This window comes from Streptomyces sp. NBC_01515 (assembly GCF_045040345.1).
GTDB lineage: Bacteria > Actinomycetota > Actinomycetes > Streptomycetales > Streptomycetaceae > Streptomyces.
In genome coordinates, this window is sequence record NZ_CP109416.1 from 7,957,993 (window position 1) to 7,979,091 (window position 21,099).

Annotated in this window: 19 protein-coding genes and 1 riboswitch; of the genes, 11 read left to right on the top strand and 8 right to left on the bottom strand. The window is 69.4% G+C overall.

The features are described from left to right. Positions 1–102: 102 nt before the first annotated feature. From tsf to OG407_RS36155, 8 genes are all read left to right on the top strand, one after another. Positions 103–939: a translation elongation factor Ts gene (gene tsf, locus OG407_RS36120; protein WP_405863740.1), complete on the top strand. Its 837-nt coding sequence runs from the start codon at positions 103–105 to the stop codon at positions 937–939. Positions 940–1,143: 204 nt separating this feature from the next. After that, entirely contained in the window at positions 1,144–1,902 is a 759-nt protein-coding gene (pyrH, locus tag OG407_RS36125) for a UMP kinase (protein WP_405863742.1), read from the top strand. A gap of 130 nt (positions 1,903–2,032) precedes the next feature. Beyond that, positions 2,033–2,590 (top strand): ribosome recycling factor, encoded by a 558-nt coding sequence (gene frr / locus OG407_RS36130; RefSeq protein ID WP_327401013.1) that lies wholly within the window; start codon positions 2,033–2,035, stop codon positions 2,588–2,590. Next, on the top strand, positions 2,590–3,780 hold the full coding sequence (locus tag OG407_RS36135) for a phosphatidate cytidylyltransferase (RefSeq protein ID WP_328678373.1): 1,191 nt from the start codon (positions 2,590–2,592) through the stop codon (positions 3,778–3,780). The genes frr and OG407_RS36135 overlap by 1 nt, the downstream gene beginning before the upstream one ends. Positions 3,781–3,872: 92 nt before the next feature. Then, a complete protein-coding gene (gene rlmN, locus OG407_RS36140; RefSeq protein WP_328678371.1) occupies positions 3,873–4,979 on the top strand; it encodes a 23S rRNA (adenine(2503)-C(2))-methyltransferase RlmN in 1,107 nt (368 codons plus the stop codon). A 24-nt stretch (positions 4,980–5,003) separates the two neighbouring features. Beyond that, positions 5,004–5,109: riboswitch (TPP riboswitch) on the top strand. Between the two features lie 71 nt (positions 5,110–5,180). Next, positions 5,181–6,257 carry a thiamine ABC transporter substrate binding subunit gene (locus OG407_RS36145; protein WP_405863745.1) on the top strand — a complete coding sequence of 359 codons (1,077 nt, stop codon included), beginning with the start codon at positions 5,181–5,183 and terminating at the stop codon, positions 6,255–6,257. Between the two features lie 44 nt (positions 6,258–6,301). Continuing rightward, positions 6,302–7,903 carry an ABC transporter permease gene (locus tag OG407_RS36150; protein ID WP_405868801.1) on the top strand — a complete coding sequence of 534 codons (1,602 nt, stop codon included), beginning with the start codon at positions 6,302–6,304 and terminating at the stop codon, positions 7,901–7,903. Continuing rightward, positions 7,904–8,938, top strand: a complete 1,035-nt coding sequence (locus OG407_RS36155; RefSeq protein WP_405863747.1) for an ABC transporter ATP-binding protein — start codon at positions 7,904–7,906, stop codon at positions 8,936–8,938. 99 nt (positions 8,939–9,037) lie between these two features. Here OG407_RS36155 and OG407_RS36160 read toward each other — a convergent pair whose 3' ends face one another. From OG407_RS36160 to OG407_RS36190, 7 genes are all read right to left on the bottom strand, one after another. Beyond that, positions 9,038–9,721: an LAETG motif-containing sortase-dependent surface protein gene (locus OG407_RS36160; RefSeq protein ID WP_405863749.1), complete on the bottom strand. Its 684-nt coding sequence runs from the start codon at positions 9,719–9,721 to the stop codon at positions 9,038–9,040. Positions 9,722–9,881: 160 nt separating this feature from the next. Continuing rightward, positions 9,882–11,003, bottom strand: a complete 1,122-nt coding sequence (locus OG407_RS36165) for an LOG family protein (protein WP_405863751.1) — start codon at positions 11,001–11,003, stop codon at positions 9,882–9,884. Positions 11,004–11,028: 25 nt separating this feature from the next. Beyond that, complete coding sequence (locus OG407_RS36170) at positions 11,029–11,436, bottom strand: VOC family protein (protein WP_399387561.1); 408 nt, start codon at positions 11,434–11,436, stop codon at positions 11,029–11,031. A 64-nt stretch (positions 11,437–11,500) separates the two neighbouring features. Continuing rightward, on the bottom strand, positions 11,501–12,865 hold the full coding sequence (locus tag OG407_RS36175) for a hypothetical protein (RefSeq protein WP_405863753.1): 1,365 nt from the start codon (positions 12,863–12,865) through the stop codon (positions 11,501–11,503). After that, positions 12,847–13,587, bottom strand: coding sequence for an ABC transporter ATP-binding protein (locus OG407_RS36180; RefSeq protein WP_403587533.1), 741 nt, complete (start codon positions 13,585–13,587; stop codon positions 12,847–12,849). The genes OG407_RS36175 and OG407_RS36180 overlap by 19 nt, the downstream gene beginning before the upstream one ends. Positions 13,588–13,797: 210 nt before the next feature. Continuing rightward, on the bottom strand, positions 13,798–15,177 hold the full coding sequence (locus OG407_RS36185) for an aspartate aminotransferase family protein (RefSeq protein WP_026150705.1): 1,380 nt from the start codon (positions 15,175–15,177) through the stop codon (positions 13,798–13,800). Continuing rightward, positions 15,162–15,680, bottom strand: a complete 519-nt coding sequence (locus OG407_RS36190) for an Lrp/AsnC family transcriptional regulator (protein WP_403587538.1) — start codon at positions 15,678–15,680, stop codon at positions 15,162–15,164. Before OG407_RS36190 ends, OG407_RS36185 begins: the two co-directional genes overlap by 16 nt. Positions 15,681–15,868: 188 nt before the next feature. Here OG407_RS36190 and OG407_RS36195 point away from each other — a divergent pair, with 188 nt between their 5' ends. From OG407_RS36195 to OG407_RS36205, 3 genes are all read left to right on the top strand, one after another. Continuing rightward, positions 15,869–17,308 (top strand): gamma-aminobutyraldehyde dehydrogenase, encoded by a 1,440-nt coding sequence (locus OG407_RS36195; protein ID WP_405863756.1) that lies wholly within the window; start codon positions 15,869–15,871, stop codon positions 17,306–17,308. A 196-nt stretch (positions 17,309–17,504) separates the two neighbouring features. After that, positions 17,505–18,695, top strand: coding sequence for a spermidine/putrescine ABC transporter substrate-binding protein (locus tag OG407_RS36200; RefSeq protein ID WP_405863758.1), 1,191 nt, complete (start codon positions 17,505–17,507; stop codon positions 18,693–18,695). Positions 18,696–18,932: 237 nt separating this feature from the next. After that, a complete protein-coding gene (locus OG407_RS36205; RefSeq protein WP_405863760.1) occupies positions 18,933–19,856 on the top strand; it encodes an endo-beta-N-acetylglucosaminidase H in 924 nt (307 codons plus the stop codon). 156 nt (positions 19,857–20,012) lie between these two features. On the opposite strand, the gene OG407_RS36210 is transcribed toward OG407_RS36205, so the two are convergent. Then, positions 20,013–20,990 (bottom strand): Lrp/AsnC ligand binding domain-containing protein, encoded by a 978-nt coding sequence (locus OG407_RS36210; RefSeq protein WP_405863762.1) that lies wholly within the window; start codon positions 20,988–20,990, stop codon positions 20,013–20,015. Positions 20,991–21,099 lie beyond the last annotated feature (109 nt).

The window sequence follows — 21,099 nt, forward strand, 5'->3', positions numbered from 1 at the left end:
CCCCTAGATCTTCGTAGCCCGTAGATCTTTGGCGGAAGCCCGCTCACCACGCGGCCGCCGCCGACTTCGAGACTTCGAACTCCGAGAAGAGATTTTCAGATCATGGCGAACTACACCGCCGCCGACGTCAAGAAGCTCCGCGAGCTCACCGGCGCCGGCATGATGGACTGCAAGAAGGCGCTGGACGAGGCCGACGGCAACGTCGAGAAGGCCGTCGAGGCGCTCCGCATCAAGGGCCAGAAGGGCGTCGCCAAGCGCGAGGGCCGCTCCGCCGAGAACGGCGCCGTGGTCTCCGTCATCGCCGACGACAACACCTCCGGTGTCCTGGTCGAGCTGAAGTGCGAGACGGACTTCGTCGCCAAGGGCGAGAAGTTCCAGGCCGTCGCCAACCAGATCGCCCAGCACGTCGCCGCCACCTCCCCGGCCGACATCGAGGCGCTCCTCGCCTCCGAGATCGAGTCCGGCAAGACGGTCCAGGCGTTCGTCGACGAGGCCAACGCGAACCTGGGCGAGAAGATCGTCCTGGACCGCTTCGCCCAGTACGCCGACGGCTACGTCTCCGCGTACATGCACCGCACGATGCCCGACCTGCCCCCGCAGATCGGTGTCCTTGTCGAGCTGGACAAGCCGAACGCCGAGGTCGCCCGCGGTGTCGCCCAGCACATCGCCGCCTTCGCGCCGAAGTACCTGGCCAAGGACGACGTGCCGGCCGAGGTCGTCGAGTCCGAGCGCCGCATCGCCGAGGAGGTCACCCGCGCCGAGGGCAAGCCCGAGGCCGCGATCTCCAAGATCGTCGAGGGTCGCGTCAACGGCTTCTTCAAGGACGCGACGCTGCTCGGTCAGCCGTACGCGCTCGACCCCAAGAAGTCCGTCCAGAAGGTTCTGGACGAGGCGGGTGTCACCCTGAAGCGCTTCACGCGCATCAAGGTCGGCATCTGAGTCCGTACCGCGATCGACGCGCGACGCCCCGCGGAATCCCGCTAGGGTCGTCAGAAGTCGGCCCGGTACGCCGCCGCGCACGCGCGCGTGGCGGACGACAGCAGATCTGACGAGGAGGCCATTGCCGAGCATGGGATGCGACAGACACCCCACCGGCAGTGGCCTTCTTCGTATGTGCGACCACGTTGAAGAGGCGAGAACTCCATGACCACCAAGCCCCAGAAGAGCGACGACGGCAAGGTACGCGGCCGGTTCATGCTGAAGCTGTCCGGAGAGGCCTTCTCCGGAGGCGGCGGCCTGGGCGTGGACCCCGACGTGGTGCACAAGATCGCCCGTGAGATCGCGGCCGTCGTCCGGGACGGCGCGGAGGTCGCCGTCGTCATCGGCGGCGGCAACTTCTTCCGCGGCGCCGAACTCCAGCAGCGCGGCATGGACCGGGCCCGCTCCGACTACATGGGCATGCTCGGCACGGTGATGAACTGCCTCGCCCTCCAGGACTTCCTGGAGAAGGAGGGCATCGACAGCCGCGTCCAGACCGCCATCACCATGGGCCAGGTCGCCGAGCCGTACATCCCGCTGCGCGCCGTGCGCCACCTGGAGAAGGGCCGTGTGGTCATCTTCGGCGCCGGTATGGGCATGCCCTACTTCTCCACCGACACCACCGCCGCCCAGCGCGCCCTGGAGATCAACGCCGAGGCGCTGCTGATGGGCAAGAACGGCGTGGACGGGGTCTACGACTCCGACCCGAAGACGAACTCCGGAGCCGTCAAGTTCGACTCGCTCAGCTACGGCGAGGTCATCACCCAGGACCTCAAGGTCGCGGACATGACCGCCATCACGCTGTGCCGCGACAACAAGCTTCCGATCCTGGTCTTCGAGCTTCTGGCGGAGGGCAATATCGCCCGTGCCGTCAAGGGTGAGAAGATCGGCACGCTTGTGGGTGACCAAGGCAGCCAGGGCTGATGACCCTGACCGGGGGATGGACAATGTCCTGCCGGTCGGGAACCGTGCAGGAAGAAGACGCGACGCAGCCGGCCGCCGACGCCGACACAGCACAGCAGCCGGGCCTACTCAAGACACGCAGGAGCAAGTGGTGATCGAAGAGACCCTCCTCGAGGCCGAGGAGAAGATGGAGAAGGCCGTCGTGGTCGCCAAGGAGGACTTCGCCGCGATCCGCACCGGCCGTGCGCACCCGGCGATGTTCAACAAGATCGTGGCGGACTACTACGGAGCGCTGACGCCGATCAACCAGCTGGCTTCGTTCTCCGTGCCGGAGCCGCGCATGGCCGTGGTGACCCCGTTCGACAAGACCGCGATGCGGAACATCGAACAGGCGATCCGCGACTCGGACCTGGGCGTCAATCCCAGCAACGACGGCAACATCATCCGTGTGACGTTCCCCGAGCTGACCGAGGAGCGCCGCAAGGACTACATCAAGGTCGCCCGGGCCAAGGCCGAGGACTCCAAGGTGTCCATCCGCGCCGTCCGCCGCAAGGCCAAGGACGCCCTGGACAAGCTCGTCAAGGACAAGGAGTCCGGCGAGGACGAGGTCCGTCGTGCGGAGAAGGAGCTCGACGACACCACGGCGAAGTACGTCGCCCAGGTGGACGAACTCCTCAAGCACAAGGAAGCGGAGCTGCTAGAGGTCTGATGAACGACTCTTCCTGGGGGGCACCGCCACAAGCCGGGTACTGGGGGCCGTCCGACCAGGGGCCTGTCCAGGGGGCTGACCCGGCGGGTCCCACGTACGATGCGCCTGAGGCGCAGCAGACTCGCCCCATGCCCATCGTGCCCGACGAGCCCGCACACGGCGGACACCAGGATGACGACCGGGGGGCCGCTCGGCTGAGCGGCCCCTTGTTCCGCGACGAGACGCAGCAACCGCCGTACGACGTACGGCAGCCGCAGCCGTACGACCCGCGGACGCAGCCGACCCACATGCCGCCGGCGCAGCCCTACGGGGCGGTGCCGCAGAATCCGGAGCCCATGCCCGACGTCCCGCCACCGGCGCCCGCCCCGCAGAAGAAGAGCGCGGGCCGGGACCTGGGTGCGGCCATAGGGGTCGGCGTCGGGCTGGCCGTGGTGATCATCGCGTCCCTCTTCGTGGTGAAGGCCGCGTTCGTCGGAGTGATAGCGGTCGCCGTCGTGGTCGGCCTGTGGGAGCTCACCTCCCGGCTGCAGGAGCGCAAGGGCATCAAGGCGCCCCTCGTGCCCCTGGCGGTCGGCGGTGCCGCGATGGTCGTCGCCGGTTACGTCCGGGGTCCCGAGGGCGCCTGGGTCGCCATGGCGCTCACGGCGCTCGCCGTCCTCGTCTGGCGGATGACGGAGCCGCCCGAGGGCTACCTCAAGGACGTCACGGCGGGCGTCTTCGCGGCGTTCTACGTGCCGTTCCTGGCCACGTTCGTCGCCCTGATGCTCACCGCCGACGACGGCGCCTGGCGGGTCCTGACGTTCCTGCTGCTGACCGTGGTCAGCGACACCGGGGCGTACGCCATCGGCTGGCGCTTCGGCACGCACAAGCTCGCCCCGCGCATCAGCCCCGGAAAGACCCGCGAGGGCCTGTTCGGGGCGGTGTCCTTCGCGATGGTGGCGGGCGCGCTGTGCATGCAGTTCCTGATCGACGACGGCAGCTGGTGGCAGGGCCTGATCCTGGGCCTCGCGGTCGCGGCCAGCGCCACGCTGGGTGACCTCGGCGAGTCCATGATCAAGCGCGACCTGGGCATCAAGGACATGGGCACGCTGCTGCCGGGTCACGGCGGCATCATGGACCGCTTGGACTCGTTGCTGCCCACGGCTCCGGTGGTCTGGCTGCTGCTGGTGCTGTTCGTCGGATCCGGCTGAAGACTGGTCTGACCTGCGGTTTTGCGTACGAGGGGCTCGTTGTCCACAGGGCGGCGAGTCCCTCTTCGTATGTCTGCGACACTGGTAGGGCCATGCCTAAGCCCGGAGAACTCACATTCGTCGCCCCCCGCGGAGCCCAGAAGCCGCCGCGGCACCTTGCCGATCTCACGCCCGCCGAGCGCAAGGAAGTCGTCGCCGCGGTCGGGGAGAAGCCGTTTCGCGCCAAGCAGCTCTCGCAGCACTACTTCGCGCGCCTCGCGCACGACCCGGCGGAGTGGACCGACATCCCCGCCGGTTCGCGCGCCAAGCTGCAAGAAGCGCTGCTTCCTGAGCTGATGACCGTCGTACGGCATCTGTCGACCGACCAGGAGACCACCCGCAAGACGCTGTGGCGGCTGTTCGACGGGACGCTCGTCGAGTCGGTGCTGATGCGGTACCCGGACCGGGTCACCATGTGCATCAGCTCACAGGCGGGGTGCGGGATGAACTGCCCGTTCTGCGCGACCGGACAGGCCGGCCTGGACCGCAATCTGTCGACCGGTGAGATCGTGCACCAGATCGTCGACGGGATGCGGGCGTTGCGGGACGGGGAGATCCCCGGTGGTCCCGCGCGGCTGTCCAACATCGTCTTCATGGGCATGGGCGAGCCCCTCGCCAACTACAAGCGGGTCGTCCAGTCCATCCGTGCCCTCACCGACCCCGAGCCGGACGGCCTCGGCCTCTCGCAGCGTGGGATCACCGTCTCGACGGTCGGACTGGTCCCGGCGATCCACCGCTTCTCCGACGAGGGCTTCAAGTGCCGCCTCGCGATCTCGCTGCACGCCCCTGACGACGACCTGCGCGACACCCTGGTCCCCGTGAACACGCGGTGGAAGGTGCGCGAGGTCCTCGACGCGGGCTGGGAGTACGCGGCGAAGTCGGGGCGCCGGCTGTCCATCGAGTACGCGCTGATCCGCGACATCAACGACCAGGCGTGGCGCGGCGACCGGCTCGGCCGCCTCCTCAAGGGCAAGCCCGTGCACGTCAACCTGATCCCGCTGAACCCGACGCCGGGCTCGAAGTGGACGGCCTCCCGCCCCGAGGACGAGAAGGCGTTCGTCGAGGCCATCGCGGCCCACGGGGTGCCGGTCACCGTCCGGGACACCCGGGGCCAGGAGATCGACGGAGCGTGCGGCCAGCTCGCCGCGACCGAGCGGTAGGCTGACCGGCGTAGGTACATCTTCATATTCCGACAGGGGAGCGCCACAGCGCTGAGAGTGCGGGATTGTCCGCAGACCCTCTGAACCTCGCCCAGGTCATTCTGGGTAGGAAGTTCGGTCACCACTCTTGCTGTTGCGCCCTGCCCACGTCCTGTGGGCGGGGCCGCGTCTCTTCCTGGACACCCCAGGAGGAAAACAACCGTGCACCACACCAAGACGTTCGTGGCCGCGGCCGTCGGCCTCGGGCTGCTCACGCTCTCCGCGTGCGGCTCGTCCGACAGCGGCAGCGGCGGCGACTCCAAGACCGTCACCCTCGTCAGCCACGACTCCTGGGCCGTCTCGAAGAGCGTCCTCAAGGACTTCGAGAAGCAGTCCGGCTACACGGTCAAGGTCCTCAAGGACGGCGACGCCGGCCAGGCCGTCAACAAGGCGATCCTGACCAAGGACAACCCCCAGGGCGACGTCTTCTTCGGCGTCGACAACACCCTGCTCTCCCGCGCGCTCGACAACGGCCTCTTCCAGTCCTACGACGCGAAGGGCTCCGACCTCGTCAAGCCCGAGTACCGCGTCGACCAGACCAAGCACCGGGTCACCCCCATCGACACCGGCGACATCTGCGTCAACTACGACAAGGCCTACTTCAGCGAGCACAAGCTGACCCCGCCGACCTCCTTCGCGGACCTGGTCAAGCCCGAGTACAAGAACCTCCTCGTCACCGAGAACGCGGCCACCTCCTCGCCCGGTCTCGGCTTCCTGCTCGGCAGCGCGGCCCAGTTCGGCGACGACGGCTGGCAGGGCTACTGGAAGAAGCTCAAGGCCAACGGCGTCAAGGTGGTCGACGGCTGGGAGCAGGCCTACGACCAGGAGTTCTCCGGTTCCGCCGGCGGCAAGAAGGCGGGCGGCGACCGGCCCCTCGTCGTCTCGTACGCCTCCTCGCCGCCCGCCGAGGTCATCTACGCCGACCCGAAGCCGACCACCGCGCCCACCGGGGTGTCGTACGGCACCTGCTTCCGGCAGACCGAGTACGCGGGCCTGCTCAGCAACGCGAAGAACACCAACGGCGGCAAGGCGTTCCTCGACTTCCTGCTGACCAAGGAGTTCCAGCAGGACATGCCGCTCAACATGTTCGTCTACCCGGTGATCGAAGGCGCCCAGGTGCCGCAGGAGTTCGTGAAGTACGGCCGCCAGGCCTCGGACCCCGAGACCATGGCGCCCACGAAGATCGCCGCCGACCGGGACCAGTGGGTCAAGTCGTGGACCTCGCTCGTACTGAAGTAGCCCCACGGAGGACCCATCGGGGCAACGTGACGCGGCTCGGCCTCATGGCCCTGCCCGTCGCGTTCTTCGCGGTGTTCTTCGCCTACCCCGTCGCCGCGATCGTCGCGCGCGGCCTCAAGGTCGACGGCGCCTGGCAGTTGGGCCGTATCCGGGACGTGCTGGTCCAGTCAGACATCCGGCACGTCCTGTGGTTCACCACCTGGCAGGCGCTCGCGTCCACCGCGCTCACGCTGCTGATCGCGCTCCCCGGCGCGTACGTCTTCGCGCGCTTCGACTTCCCGGGTAGGCACGTCCTGCGGGCCGCCGTGACGGTCCCCTTCGTGCTGCCGACGGTCGTCGTCGGTACGGCCTTCCTCGCGCTCGTCGGCCGGGGCGGACTCCTGGACGACCTGTGGGGCGTACGGCTGGACACCACCGTGTGGGCCATCCTGCTCGCGCACGTCTTCTTCAACTACGCGGTCGTCGTACGGACGGTGGGCGGCCTCTGGGCACAGCTCGACCCGCGCCAGGAGGAGGCCGCGCGGATGCTCGGTGCCTCCCGGCTCCGGGCCTGGCGGAAGGTGACGCTGCCCGCGCTCGGGCCCGCCGTGGCCGCCGCCGCGCTGATGGTCTTCCTCTTCACCTTCACGTCCTTCGGCGTGGTCCAGATCCTCGGCGGCCCGACCTTCTCCACCCTCGAAGTCGAGATCTACCGCCAGACGTCCGAGGTCTTCGACCTGTCCACGGCGGCCGTGCTCACGATCGTCCAGTTCGTCGCGGTCGGCGCGATCCTCGCCGTCCACGCCTGGACCGTACGGCGACGGGAGAGCGCCCTGCGGCTCGTGGACCCGTCGGTGACCGCACGGCGCCCGCGGGGGGCCGGCCAGTGGACCCTGCTGGCCGGAGTCGTCGCGTCCATCGCCGTGCTGCTTCTGCTGCCGCTCGCCGTGCTGGTCCAACGGTCGCTGGACACACCGGACTTCGGCTACTACCGCGCGCTGACCCACGACGACGGCGGCACCTTCCTGGTCCCGCCGATCGCCGCGATCGGCAACTCGCTGGAGTACGCCGTCGCCGCCACCGCCATCGCCGTGGTGATCGGCGGTCTCGCCGCCGCGGCCCTCACCCGGCGCGACGCCGGGCGGCTGGTGCGGGGCTTCGACGCGCTGCTGATGCTGCCGCTGGGGGTGTCCGCGGTGACGGTCGGCTTCGGGTTCCTGATCTCGCTCGACAAACCCCCGGTGGATCTGCGGAGTTCATGGATCCTGGTGCCGCTCGCGCAGGCGCTGGTCGGCGTGCCCTTCGTCGTACGGACGATGCTGCCCGTGCTGCGCGCGGTGGACGGGCGGCTCCGGGAGGCGGCGGCCGTGCTCGGGGCGTCGCCGTGGCGGGTCTGGCGCGAGGTCGATCTGCCGCTCGTACGGCGGGCGTTGCTCATCGCCGCCGGGTTCGCGTTCGCGGTGTCGCTCGGCGAGTTCGGGGCGACCGTGTTCATCGCGCGGCCCGACAACCCCACGCTGCCGGTCGCGGTGGCCCGGCTGCTGTCCCGGCCCGGTGATCTCAACTACGGCCAGGCGATGGCCCTTTCGACGATTCTGATGGTGGTGTGCGCGGTGGCCCTGCTGGTCCTTGAGCGGCTGCGCACCGACCGGACGGGGGAGTTCTAGATGCCGCCGAACATGCTTCTGAGCCTTGAGGACGCGACCGTACGGTTCGGCGGGCGCCCGGTGCTGGACGCCGTCGACCTCGGGGTCGTCGAGCACGAGATCGTGTGTGTGCTCGGGCCCAGCGGCAGCGGCAAGTCCACGCTGCTGCGGGCGGTCGCCGGGCTCCAACCCCTGGACTCCGGGCGGGTGTTGCTCGACGGCCGGGACCAGTCGGGCGTGCCCGCGCACAAGCGGGGGGTGGGTCTGATGTTCCAGGACCATCAGCTGTTCCCGCAGCGGGACGTGGCCGGAAACGTGGCCTTCGGGCTGCGTATGCACGGGGCGTCCAGGCAACAACAGGACGCTCGGGTGCGTGAGTTGCTCGACCTCGTCGGGCTGCCGGGTGCCGCCCGCCGTGCCGTCGCCGGGCTGTCCGGCGGGGAGCAGCAACGGGTCGCGCTCGCCCGGGCGTTGGCGCCCCGGCCGCGTCTCCTCATGCTCGACGAACCGCTCGGCCAGCTCGACCGGTCACTGCGGGAGCGACTCGTCGTCGAACTCCGGGAACTCTTCGGCACGTTGGGCACGACCGTGCTCGCGGTCACGCACGACCAGGGCGAGGCGTTCGCGCTCGCCGACCGGGTCGTGGTGATGCGGGACGGGCGGATCGCCCAGTCCGGTACGCCGCTTGAGGTCTGGCAGCACCCCGCCGACGAGTTCGTGGCCCGCTTCCTGGGCTTCGACAACGTGGTCGAGGCCACGGTCGTAGGAGAAGCCGCCGACACCCCCTGGGGCAAGGTCCCGGTTCCCGAGGACGCCCCTCAGGGCACCCGCACACTCCTCGTACGCCCCGCGGGCGTACGCCTGTTGCCCGCCGACGAGGGCCTGCGCTGCACGGTCGCCGCCCGCACCTTCAAGGGCACCCACGTCGCCGTACAACTCCAGCCGGAGGACGCGCCGCGCCTGGAGGCGGCCTGTGCGCTGCGGGAGGCGCCGGAGGTCGGGGACACGGTCGGGGTGGAGTTCGACGCGGCCGAGACCGTCGTACTCGGCGGCTAGCGCGCGCGTGTGTGCCCGCCCCCACGCACCGGACATGCGTGTGGCCCGTCCCCACGAACCGGACGGGCCACAACAGTTAGCTATGCAGCGGCCGTTGGATCAGCTGCCGTTGTTCGCACCACGACGGCGCATACCGAAGTAGACGGCTCCGCCGCCCACGACGACGAGGGCGCCCGCGATGCCGGCGATCATGCCGGTGTTGGAGTTGGCACCGGTCTCGGCGAGGTTCGAGGAACCGGCCGCCGGGGACGGCGCGTTGTCGGTCGTCGTCGCGGGAGCGGTGCTGCTGCTCTCCGTGGCCGACGGGGTCGGGGTGTCGGACTCGGCCGGAGTCGTGGCGGACTCCGACGGGGCCGGAGAGGACTCGCTCGGGGTCGGGCTGGGCGAGTCCGTCGCGCAGGCCTTGGACGGGGTGGTCAGGCTCGGCGTGATGTCCTTGTCGACCTGCTTGCCCGCCTTGACGTGGATGCGGTACGTGGCGTTCGGCTGCCAGTCCTCGGAGAAGGACACGGTTTCGCCCTTGGCCGAGCCCTTGACGGTCTGGGCCTCGCCGATCTGCTTGGCGTCGGAACCGTTGTTCTCCAGGAACACCGTGATGGTCGCCTCGGCAGCGGAGGCGTCCTTGTCGGTGACGGTGATGACACCGTTGGAGCCGTCACACGTGGCTGTGGCGGAGAACTCGCTGATGTTGCAGGCGAGCGCGTTGCCCGCGAATCCGAGTGCGAGTGCGGCCGAGGCGGACGCGACACCGAGGATGCGTACGGAACGTCGAGATATGGACACGTTTGCCCTTCACGGGATGTGCAACTGCGGGGGGTTTAGGGGGAGATGGAGCGGCAATGAGGTGAGGCACCACTACCCCCAGGAGTCTCACTGGTCTATAAGTGCTGCGTAAGCAGTGTCAATGCATATGCGGTGTACAGCAGTTGCCTTTACCTGCACTTTAATCAACGAGACGTTTCAGTGCCTCCGGAGCCTCCTCGATCCGGTCAACGAGGGCGATACGGGCCTTCATTGGCCGTTCCCGGGCAAGTGCACACAGGAGCGGCCAGGTCGGCAGCCGCTCCGTCCAGTGCTCCCGGTCCACGAGCACCATCGGTGTGGGCTCGCCGCGCGACTCGTAGTAGTTGGGCGTCGCGTTGTCGAAGATCTCCTGTACGGTCCCGGCCGCGCCCGGCAGGAACACCACGCCCGCGTTCGAGCGGGCCAACAGGCCGTCCTCGCGGGTGGCGTTGGCGAAGTACTTGGCGATGTGCGAGGCGAAGGCGTTCGGCGGCTCATGGCCGTAGAACCACGTCGGGATGCCGATCGAGTGGTTGCCCTTCGGCCAGCGGGTGCGGACCTCGAAGGCGCCTCCCGCCCAGTCGGTGATCGAGGGGCTGAACGACGGTGATCCGGCGAGGAGTTCGCACGCCTCCTCCAGCATGGCGTCCTCGTACGGCGCCGCGTACGCGCCCAGGTTGGCCGCCTCCATCGCGCCGGGGCCGCCGCCGGTCGCCACCGTGAAGCCGGCGCGGCTCAGCTCACGGCCCAGGCGCGCGGCACCGCCGTAGGCCGCCGTCCCGCGTGCCATCGCGTGGCCGCCCATGACGCCCACCACCCGTGCGCCGCGCAGGAGTTCGTCGAGGGCGTCGGAGATGGAGTCGTCGTGGACGGCGCGCAGCATCGACGCGTATACGTCGCCGTCGGCCTTGGTCCGCTGGAACCACGCGTACGCGAGCGCGTCCGGGGTCTGCTCGTACCCCTGGTCGAGCGAGGCGAACAGTTCGTCCGGCGTGTAGAGACGGCCGCGGTAGGGGTCGAACGGGAGGTGCGGGACGGGCGGGAAGACCAGGGCGCCGTCGGCCCGGACCTTCGCCGCCGCCTCGTCGCGCATCGGGCAGCCGAGGAAGACGGCGCCGGCGGTGTCCGTGGTGAGCAACTCCCGCGTACGGTCCGTCAGATCGACGCCCTGGACGCGGTGTCCGGCGAGGGTGCCGCGGGACGAGACGGTCGCGTCGAAGTCCTCGACCGTCTCGATCTCGCGTTCGTCGTGGTGGGCCGCATGGGCCGGGCTCGTCTGCACCGGCCCATGCTAGGCACCGAGTCGCTCAGCCCTGGACGGCCGCCGGGTCCATCCACACGATCTCCCAGGAGTGGCTGTCGAGGTCCTCGAAGGAGCGGCCGTACATGAAGCCCTGGTCCTGGACGTCGTCGTTGGCGGTGCCGCCCGCCGCGACCGCCTTGTTGATCAGCTCGTCGACCTTCTCGCGGCTCTCGGCGCTCAGACACAGCAGCACCTCGCTGGTCTTGGCCGAGTCGGCGATCTCCTTCTTCGTGAAGTCGCTGTAGCGCTTCTTCTCCAGGAGCATCGCGATGATCGTCTCGCTGATCACGACGCAGGTGGTGTCGTCGGTGCTGAACTGCGGGTTGGTCGAGAAACCGAGCTCGGTGAAGAACTTCTTCGACGCGGCGGCGTCGTTCACGGCCAGGTTCACGAAGATCATCTGCTGGTACATGCTGGGGCCTCTCCCATCGGGCGTGCGTGCTATTCGGTGGGTAGACGGGCGGCCGACACAAAACTCATCGGTGGGCGAGCGGAAGGGCCGCGAGTTCGGCGATCACGACGGTCAGCGGCACGAACAGGGCGAGCAGCGCGCCCGCGCGCAGGGCGGCCGCGCTGCGCAGCACGGTGGCCGGGGCGCCGAGCCGTACCAGCGCGGCCGTGGTGTCGGCGCGGGACTGCCGGGCCTCGACGGCGGCGGTGAGCAGGGTCGCCACCGTGCAGCCGGTCACCAGGAGCGTGCCGAGGGTGGTCAGCGGGCCGACGGACGCGTCCGTGTCGTACAGCGCCGTCATCGCGTACGCGCCCGACGCCACGGCGCAGACCACGCCCAGCGGGCGGCCGATGCGGGTCGCCTCCTCCATGAGGACCCGGCCCGCGAGGAGCCGCAGGGCGCCCGGGCGCACGGCCTGGAGGAGCCGTCCGCACAGGTGGGTGAGGCCGGGGCCCGCCAGGGCGAGACCGAGCGCGGTCAGCACCCAGCCGGCCAGCACCCCCGCGGGGCCGCCCGCGTGCCCGCCGGGCATCGACAGCCCGTCGGTGTCCGCCGTCCGGTTCGCGTACGCCTCGACGGCGAGACCGGCGGCGAGGACGGCCACACCCCAGGGGAGGCCCTTGGGGACCTCGCGGGGGGCCGGGGGGCGGGTGGGGTCCAGGTCGACGGGGCCCGTGACGGTGGCGGTCGGCTCGGCGTCGGCTGTGGGCTCGGGCGTAGGGGAGGGCGCCTCCTCAACCGCCGCCGTACGGCCACCCGTTCGCAGGTGGGAGCCGAACCTGCCGTACGTCCCGAAGGTCTCGCGGGTGCCGGACTTGCCGTAGGCGCCGAAACGGCCGTAGGACCTCGGGCCGTTCTTCGTCGGGGACGGGCGCTTGGTGTCCTTCGGGCGGAGGGTGAGGGCCACCGAGACGGACGCGGTCAGGGGGACGACGGCCAGCAGGGTGAGCGCGGCGGGGAGGGGGAGGGGGGTGTCCGAGGCGAGGAACTCCGCCGCCGCTCCGTCGAAGGGCATGCCGGTGAGGTCGCCGCGGAGGTGGAGGAAGAAGAGCAGGGCCAGCATGGAGCCGAGGGTGCAGGCCAGCGCGGTCGTGGTCGCCGAGATCGCCATCAGGCGGCCCGGGCCGAGGCCGATCGCGGAGAGGCCGGGGCGGGGTTTCGTCGCCGGGTCGGTGCGGGCGACGGCCACCGCGAAGTAGACCGTGGCGGCCAGCGGGGTCGCGCACCAGGCGAGGCGGAGGGCCGCGGCGGCGGGGGAGTCGGGGTGGCCCATGGCGTAGCCGAGGGTGCAGAGGAGGAGGAAGCCCGTGCCCGCCGAGGCCACCGCGACCAGCAGTCGGCGCAGTTGGACGGCGGGGTGCGAGCCGCGGGTCAGACGGAGAGCGAGCACGCGGCCCGGCCTTCCGACTCGGCGACCGGGGGAAGGTGAACCGTGTTCACACGGCGTCCGTCCAGCAGCGACACCGTACGGTCCGCGAGGGCCGCGGTCTCCGTCTCGTGGGTCGCGAGGACGACCGTGATGCCGTGCGAGCGGGCGGCCGTCGTGAGGGTGCGCAGGACCTGGGCGCGGTCCGCGCGGTGCAGCGGGGCGGTCGGCTCGTCGGCGAACAGGACCGTGGGCGCCGGGGCCAGCGCGCGGGCGATCGAGACGCGCTGGCGCTCCGCCTGGCGCAGTTCGTGCGGGCGTTTGCGGGCGTGGTCGCCGATGTCGAGGCGGTCCAGCCACTCCAGGGCGGCGGTCTTGGCGCGCCGGCGGCTGGTGCCGCGCAGCATCAGGGGGAGGGCCGCGTTCTCCCAGACGTTCAGCTCCGGGACGAGCACGGGCGCCGGGTCGATCCAGCCGAAGCGGTCGCGGCGCAGCCGTTCCCGGGTGAGCGGGCCCATGGTGTGCACGGGCACGCTGTTGAACCAGACCTCGCCGCGGCTGGGGCGCTCCAGGCCGGAGAGGCAGCGCAGCAGGGTCGTCTTGCCGCTGCCGCGCGGGCCCGTGACGGCGAGGATCTCGCCCTCCCGGACACCGAGCGAGACACCCCCGAGCGCGGGCGTTCCGTCGTGGTGCTGGAAGTGCAGGGCACGTGCCCAGAGCACGTCGTTGTCCGGCGGGGCCACCATGCGCGTACACCTCGTTCTGATCCGTTTTCCGTACCGCGTCCCCCTTGCGGGGGAACGAGGACGGGGCCGATCGGTTACCAGGCACGCTAAGGAGGATGCGGGTGCGACCCCGGACAGCACACGGCCCGGGGTGCGCCCTTCTCACTCGTACGGGTGCACCCCGGGCCGTATAAACCGCTGAATCGCCGAAGGCTGGAACTTCGCCGGAGGCTAGAGCTTCGTCCAGGCCTCCGTGAGGACCTGGCGGACGATGCCCTCGATCTCGTCGAAGGTCGACTGGTCGGAGATCAGCGGCGGCGACAGCTGGATGACCGGGTCACCGCGGTCGTCGGCGCGGCAGTAGAGGCCGTACTCGAAGAGCTTCTTGGAGACGAAGCCGTAGAGCACGCGCTCCGACTCCTCGTCCGTGAAGGTCTCCTTGGTGGCCTTGTCCTTGACGAGCTCGATGCCGTAGAAGAAGCCGTTGCCGCGGACGTCGCCGACGATCGGGAGGTCGTGCAGCTTCTGCAGGGTCTGGAGGAAGTTGGCCTCGTTGTCGAGGACGTGCTGGTTGAGGCCCTCGCGCTCGAAGATGTCGAGGTTGGCGAGGCCGACCGCCGCGGAGACCGGGTGGCCGCCGAAGGTGTAGCCGTGCAGGAAGGTGTTGTCGCCCTTGTAGAACGGCTCGGCCAGGCGGTCGGAGATGATGCAGGCGCCGATCGGGGAGTAGCCCGAGGTCATGCCCTTGGCGCAGGTGATCATGTCCGGGACGTAGCCGAACTTGTCGCAGCCGAACATCGTGCCCAGGCGGCCGAACGCGCAGATGACCTCGTCGGAGACCAGCAGCACGTCGTACTGGTCGCAGATCTCGCGCACGCGCTGGAAGTAGCCGGGCGGCGGCGGGAAGCAGCCGCCGGCGTTCTGTACCGGCTCCAGGAAGACCGCGGCGACGGTCTCCGGGCCCTCGAAGAGGATCTCCTGCTCGATCTGGTCGGCGGCCCAGCGGCCGTAGGCCTCCGGGTCGTCGCCGAAGAGCGGGGCGCGGTAGATGTTGGTGTTCGGGACCTTGTGCGCGCCCGGGACCAGCGGCTCGAACGGGGCCTTCAGCGCCGGGAGTCCGGTGATGGACAGGGCGCCCTGCGGGGTGCCGTGGTAGGCGACCGCGCGGGAGATGACCTTGTACTTGGTGTGCTTGCCCTGGAGCTTGAAGTACTGCTTGGCGAGCTTCCAGGCGGTCTCTACGGCCTCGCCGCCGCCGGTGGTGAAGAAGACCTTGTTCAGGTCGCCGGGCGCGTAGTGGGCGAGACGCTCCGCCAGCTCGATGGCCTTCGGGTGGGCGTACGACCAGATGGGGAAGAACGCCAGCTCCTGCGCCTGCTTGGCGGCGGTCTCGGCCAGCTCGGCGCGGCCGTGACCGGCCTGGACCACGAACAGACCCGCGAGACCGTCGAGGTAGCGCTTGCCCTTGTCGTCGTAGATGTAGGTGCCCTCACCACGGACGATCGTGGGAACGGGCGCGTTCTCGTACGAGGACATGCGGGTGAAGTGCATCCACAGGTGGTCGTACGCGGTGCGGCTGAGGTCCTTGCTCACGGTTATCGGGTTCCCCACATGTAGGTCTGTTTCTTGAGCTTCAGATAAACGAAGCTCTCGGTGGAGCGCACGCCGGGGAGGGCCCGGATGCGTTTGTTGATGACGTCCAGCAGGTGGTCGTCGTCCTCGCAGACGATTTCGGCGAGGAGGTCGTACGAGCCCGCGGTCATCACCACGTACTCCACTTCCGGCATGGCCGTCAGCGCGTCGGCGACGTTCTCGACATCGCCTTCGATGTTGACACCGACCATCGCCTGTCTGCGGAAGCCCACGGTGAGCGGGTCCGTGACGGCGACGATCTGCATGACGCCCTGGTCGAGCAGCTTCTGGACGCGCTGGCGCACGGCCGCCTCGGAGAGGCCGACGGCCTTGCCGATCGCGGCGTACGGCCGGCGGCCGTCCTCCTGGAGCTGCTCGATGATGGCGAGGGAGACGGCGTCCAGATGAGGAGTGCTGCCGTTCCTGGACTCGCGGGAGTCCCTCTGTTCTGCGCTGCGACTGGCCACGGCTTCACTGTGCACGACGTCTCGACCGTTCCGCAAGGCCGCTTCGATGAAATTCGTTGTTTACGTGGTCGAGACTTGCGGATTTCGTAGCCTTGACGCGATCGGGGGTGTTGAAAACGTGGGCCGGGCGATTAGGGTGGGTGTCTCAGTGATTGGACACACTGGACAGTTCAATCCCGATCAATCCCGACAGGAGGCCGGCAGTGAGCACCGAGCTGCGTCGTCTGCGCAATTACATCGACGGTGAGTTCCGCGACGCCGTCGACGGACGGACCACCGAGGTGGTCAACCCCGTGACGGGCGAGGCGTACGCGACCGCGCCGCTGTCGGGGGCGGCGGACGTGGACGCCGCGATGGTGGCAGCCGCCGCCGCGTTCCCGGCCTGGCGGGACGAGACCCCGGCCAAGCGGCAGAAGTTCCTGCTGGACATCGCCACCGCGTTCGAGGAGCGCGCGGAGGAGCTGATCGCGGCCGAGGTGGAGAACACCGGCAAGCCGATCGGGCTCACCCGCTCCGAGGAGATTCCGCCGATGGTGGACCAGATCCGCTTCTTCGCGGGCGCGGCCCGGATGCTCGAAGGGCGCAGCGCCGGCGAGTACATGGAGGGCATGACCTCCATCATCCGGCGCGAGCCGATCGGCGTCTGCGCGCAGGTCGCGCCGTGGAACTACCCGATGATGATGGCCGTCTGGAAGTTCGCGCCCGCGCTCGCGGCCGGCAACACGGTCGTCCTGAAGCCCTCGGACACCACCCCCGCCTCCACGGTCCTGATCGCGGAGATCATCGGTTCGATCGTGCCGAAGGGTGTCTTCAACGTCGTGTGCGGTGACCGGGACACCGGCCGCGCGATGGTCGAGCACCACACGCCGGCGATGGCCTCCATCACCGGCTCGGTGCGCGCGGGCATGTCGGTCGCCGAGTCCGCGTCCAAGGACCTCAAGCGGGTCCACCTGGAGCTGGGCGGCAAGGCCCCGGTCGTGGTCTTCGAGGACACCGACATCGCCAAGGCCGTCGAGGACATCTCGGTCGCGGGCTTCTTCAACGCCGGCCAGGACTGCACGGCGGCCACGCGCGTGCTCGTGCAGGAGGGCATCCACGACGAGTTCGTGGCGGCGCTCGCGAAGGCGGCGGCCGAGACGAAGACCGGGCAGCCGGACGACGAGGACGTGCTCTACGGCCCGCTCAACAACGCCAACCAGCTCAAGCAGGTCACCGGCTTCATCGAGCGCCTGCCCGCGCACGCGAAGGTGGAGTCGGGCGGTCACCGGGTCGGTGAGGTCGGCTACTTCTACGCGCCGACCGTCGTCTCGGGGTTGAAGCAGGACGACGAGATCATCCAGAACGAGGTCTTCGGCCCGGTCATCACCGTCCAGTCCTTCACGGACGAGGCGCAGGCCATCGAGTGGGCCAACGGCGTCGACTACGCGCTGGCGTCCTCGGTGTGGACCAAGGACCACGGGCGGGCGATGCGGCTGTCGAAGTCCCTGGACTTCGGCTGCGTGTGGATCAACACCCACATCCCGCTGGTCGCGGAGATGCCGCACGGCGGCTTCAAGAAGTCCGGCTACGGCAAGGACCTCTCGGGCTACGGCTTCGAGGACTACACCCGGATCAAGCACGTCATGACGTCGCTGGACGCGTAGGCCTTCGGCGATCCTGAGCGACAACTGCGCGGCCCCGGACGGGAGTTGACCGTCCGGGGCCGCGCAGTTCGCGTACGCCGCAGGTGAACGGGCGGTTACTCCACAGGCAACCCATCGACAAGGTGTCGGGTCCACGCGAACCCGCTCGACGCAGCGTCCATTGATCGGGCACGGGGCGGCGGGTCATGCTGCGCGGGTGCCCCAGACTCCGAAGTCGTCCTCGCCCTCCCGTCGCTCCCTGCTGCGCGCGCTCGGCGGTACCGCCGTGCTCGGCGCGCTCGCCGGGTGCGGTGTGCCCGCCGCGTATGTGAAGGCGGGGGACCGTGCCGGCGCCGATCTGTCCGCCAAGGACAAGCGGCTGACCTGGGCGAACTGGCCGTTGTACATCGACACCGATGACGACGACCAGACGAAGCGGCCCACGCTGGACGCGTTCGAGAAGAAGACCGGGATCTCCGTCGACTACATCGAGGAGATCAACGACAACGACGAGTTCTTCGGCAAGATCAGCCCGGCGCTCATGAACCACCAGCAGACCGGCCGCGACCTGATCGTCATGAGCGACTGGATGTGCGCGCGGTTCGTCCGGCTCGGCTGGGTCCAGCGGATGGACCGGTCCGCGCAGCCCAACGTGGCGAAGTACCTCGACCCGCAGCTCAGTTCGCCCGCCTTCGACCCGGGGCGCCGGTACACCGTGCCGTGGCAGTCGGGCATCACCGGCATCGCGTACAACCACCGCAAGCTCGGCCGCGAGATCCGCCATGTCTCCGACCTCTGGGCGAGCGACCTGAAGGGCCGGGTCACCCTGCTCTCCGGGCTCGACGAGTCGTTCGCACTGCTGATGCAGGGCAACGGCGTCGACATCACCAAGTGGACCGCCGCCGACTTCTACAAGGTGTGCGACCAGGTCCAGACCCAGATCAGCCGGAACCAGATCCGCCGCTTCACCGGCAACGACTACACCAAGGACCTGGTCAGCGGGGACGTCCTCGCCTGCCAGGCCTACTCCGGCGACGTGATCCAACTCCAGGCCGACAACCCGGACATCCGCTTCGTCGTCCCCGAGGAGGGCGCCGAACTCTGGGCGGACTCCCTGATGATCCCCGACCTGGCCCGCCACAAGACCAACGCCGAAAAGCTGATCGACTACTACTACGACCCCGAGGTCGCCGCGGAACTCGCCGCCTGGGTCAACTACGTCTGCCCCGTCCCGGCGGCCCAGGCCGTCCTCGCGGACTCCAAGGACAAGGACACCGCGGAGCTGGCCGAGAACCCGCTGATCTTCCCCGACTCGACGATGCGCAAGCACCTCGCCATCGCTCGGGACATCACGTCGACGGAGCGGGTGGAGTTCGCGAAGGAGTGGAACAGGATCGTGGGTCTGTAGGGGCGGTCTCGCGGTCTCGCTGATCCGCCGTGTGCGTGCGTTGTCCGTCCGCGTCGGCGTAGCGATCCGGCAACTCCCTTGCCCGGATTGAGAGTTGTGGCGCGATGTGCGTGGAGTCGGGAAGGGTTCCCGCATGGTTCCGGGGATTCGGTCCCGGGAACGGAAGGGTCGGGGGAACCCACTCGGCGCTCGCGAACAGGTCGGGCGCCGCTCCATGCGATGGGAGACCGATCAACGATGTTCACTCCGGTGCGGAGAAGAGTACGGACGGCCGCGCTCGCGCTCTCGACCATGGCGGCACTCGCCTTGGGCGCGACCGCCACGAGCGGCGCGGCAGCGGCCCCCGCCGCCGCTCTCGCGAAACAAGGACCGACCTCGGTGGCGTACGTCGAGGTGAACAACAACAGCATGCTGAACGTCGGCAAGTACACCCTCGCCAACGGCGGCGCCAACGTCTTCGACATCGCCGTGATCTTCGCGGCGAACATCAACTACGACGCGGGCACGAAGGCGGGGACCCTGTACTTCAACCCGAACGTGCAGCGCGTCCTCGACAACGCCGCCACGCAGATACGGCCGTTGCAGCAGAAGGGCATCAAGGTCGTCCTCTCGGTGCTCGGCAACCACCAGGGCTCCGGCTTCGCCAACTTCCCCTCCCAGCAGACGGCTTCGACGTTCGCGAAGCAACTGTCGGACACCGTGACCAAGTACGGCCTCGACGGCATCGACTTCGACGACGAGTACGCCGACTACGGCAACAACGGCACCACCCAGCCCAACGCCAGCTCGTTCGTGTACCTGGTGTCGGCACTGCGCGCCAACATGCCGACCAAGATCATCAGCCTCTACAACATCGGCCCGGCCGCGTCGCGCCTGTCCTACGGCGGCGTCGACGTCACCTCCAAGTTCGACTACGCCTGGAACCCGTACTACGGCAGCTGGCAGGTCCCCGGCATCGCCCTGCCCAAGTCGAAGCTGTCTCCGGCGGCCGTCCAGATCGGCGGCACCTCGCAGAGCACGGCCGCCTCCCTCGCCGCCCGCACGGTCAGTGAGGGGTACGGCGTCTTTCTGACGTACAACCTCGACGGCACCGACCGCACCGCAGATGTCTCCGCGTTCACCAGGAACCTGTACGGCAGTGCCGCCCTCTACACGCCGTAGGCCGACCATGCTCCCCGGCGTCCGGTGCCCGCTCAGGGCTTGCTCCGTCCGGTAGGACCCCGCCTCGCGCAGGCCGCGTCTTCGACAACGATGTCGGAGGCGCGGTCGCCGCAGGTACCGCAGGTGGGCGGGCAGGCGGGCAGACGGGCAGTCGGTTCAGAGGCTGCCCGGCCGGACCAATCCCGTTCTCTTCACGCCGCTCAGGATCGGTGTGACCTCGATCGTGGAGACGTGGGGCAGCGCGCCGATCGTGTCGCTCAGGAAATGGTAGAGCGCGTTGAGGTCGGCGGCGGCGACGGCCACCAGGAGGTTGGCCGAGCCGGTGGTGGCGGAGGCGAAGCGGACCTGGGGGTGGCGGCTCAGTCGGCGGCCCGTCTCCTCCAGGCCGCCGGGGGCCACCGTGATCCACAGCAGGGCCTCGGTGCGGATGCCCAGCCGGGCCAGGTCGACCTCGGTCGCGAGTCGGACCACCTGGTTGCCGACCAGTGTCTCAAGGCGGCGGCGGGCGGTGAGGGCGGTGGTGTCGGCGCGGCGGGCGAGGTCGGCGTAGGAGGCACGGCCGTCCTCGACCAGGGTCGTGATCAGGGCGTGGTCGAGCGGTTGGAGGGCCGATCGTGCCGCCGGGGCGGGCAACTCCGGTCTGAGGCTGGTCAGTTCGGCCTCCGTGAGCAGGCCGCCGCTCCAGTCGAAGGCCGCCGGGAACACCCGTATGAGGATGTGCGAGGTCCACGACTGGACCGCGGGGGTGGCCGGGAGGTCGCGCAGGAGCAGGGAGTTGCGGGCGTCCGGACCGTCCAGGAACAGGATCGTGCAGATCTCGTCGCCGCCGCCGAGGATGTCCACCCAGACGGTGTCGGGGCGGCGGGCCAGGGTGGCGGCGATGGCGCTGATCTGGTTCGGGCGGCAGCGGATGCGCAGGGCCAGGGGGATCAGGTCGGGGAACCACACCGGGTTGCGTACGGCGGTGGCGCGCAGCGTCCTGTCGTGGAACAGCGGTGCCGCGCGTCGCACCACCGTGCGCTCCGAGATGTCCAGGACGCGGCCGACCGTGCGCCAGGAGGCCCGCGGCGATGCCAGCATCGCGGCGGCGATCCGGCTGTCCGTCTCGCTCAAGGAGTGGCTTGCTTTCGCCATATCTGCCCGGCCTCTGTCCTGCTTTCGCGCTTCGGTCTCCTCATTCTGGCTCGGATCGACGCTCGCCGCTAGAAACGGTTCTGAGCGAACGACGGAGAGAGGGTGAGCC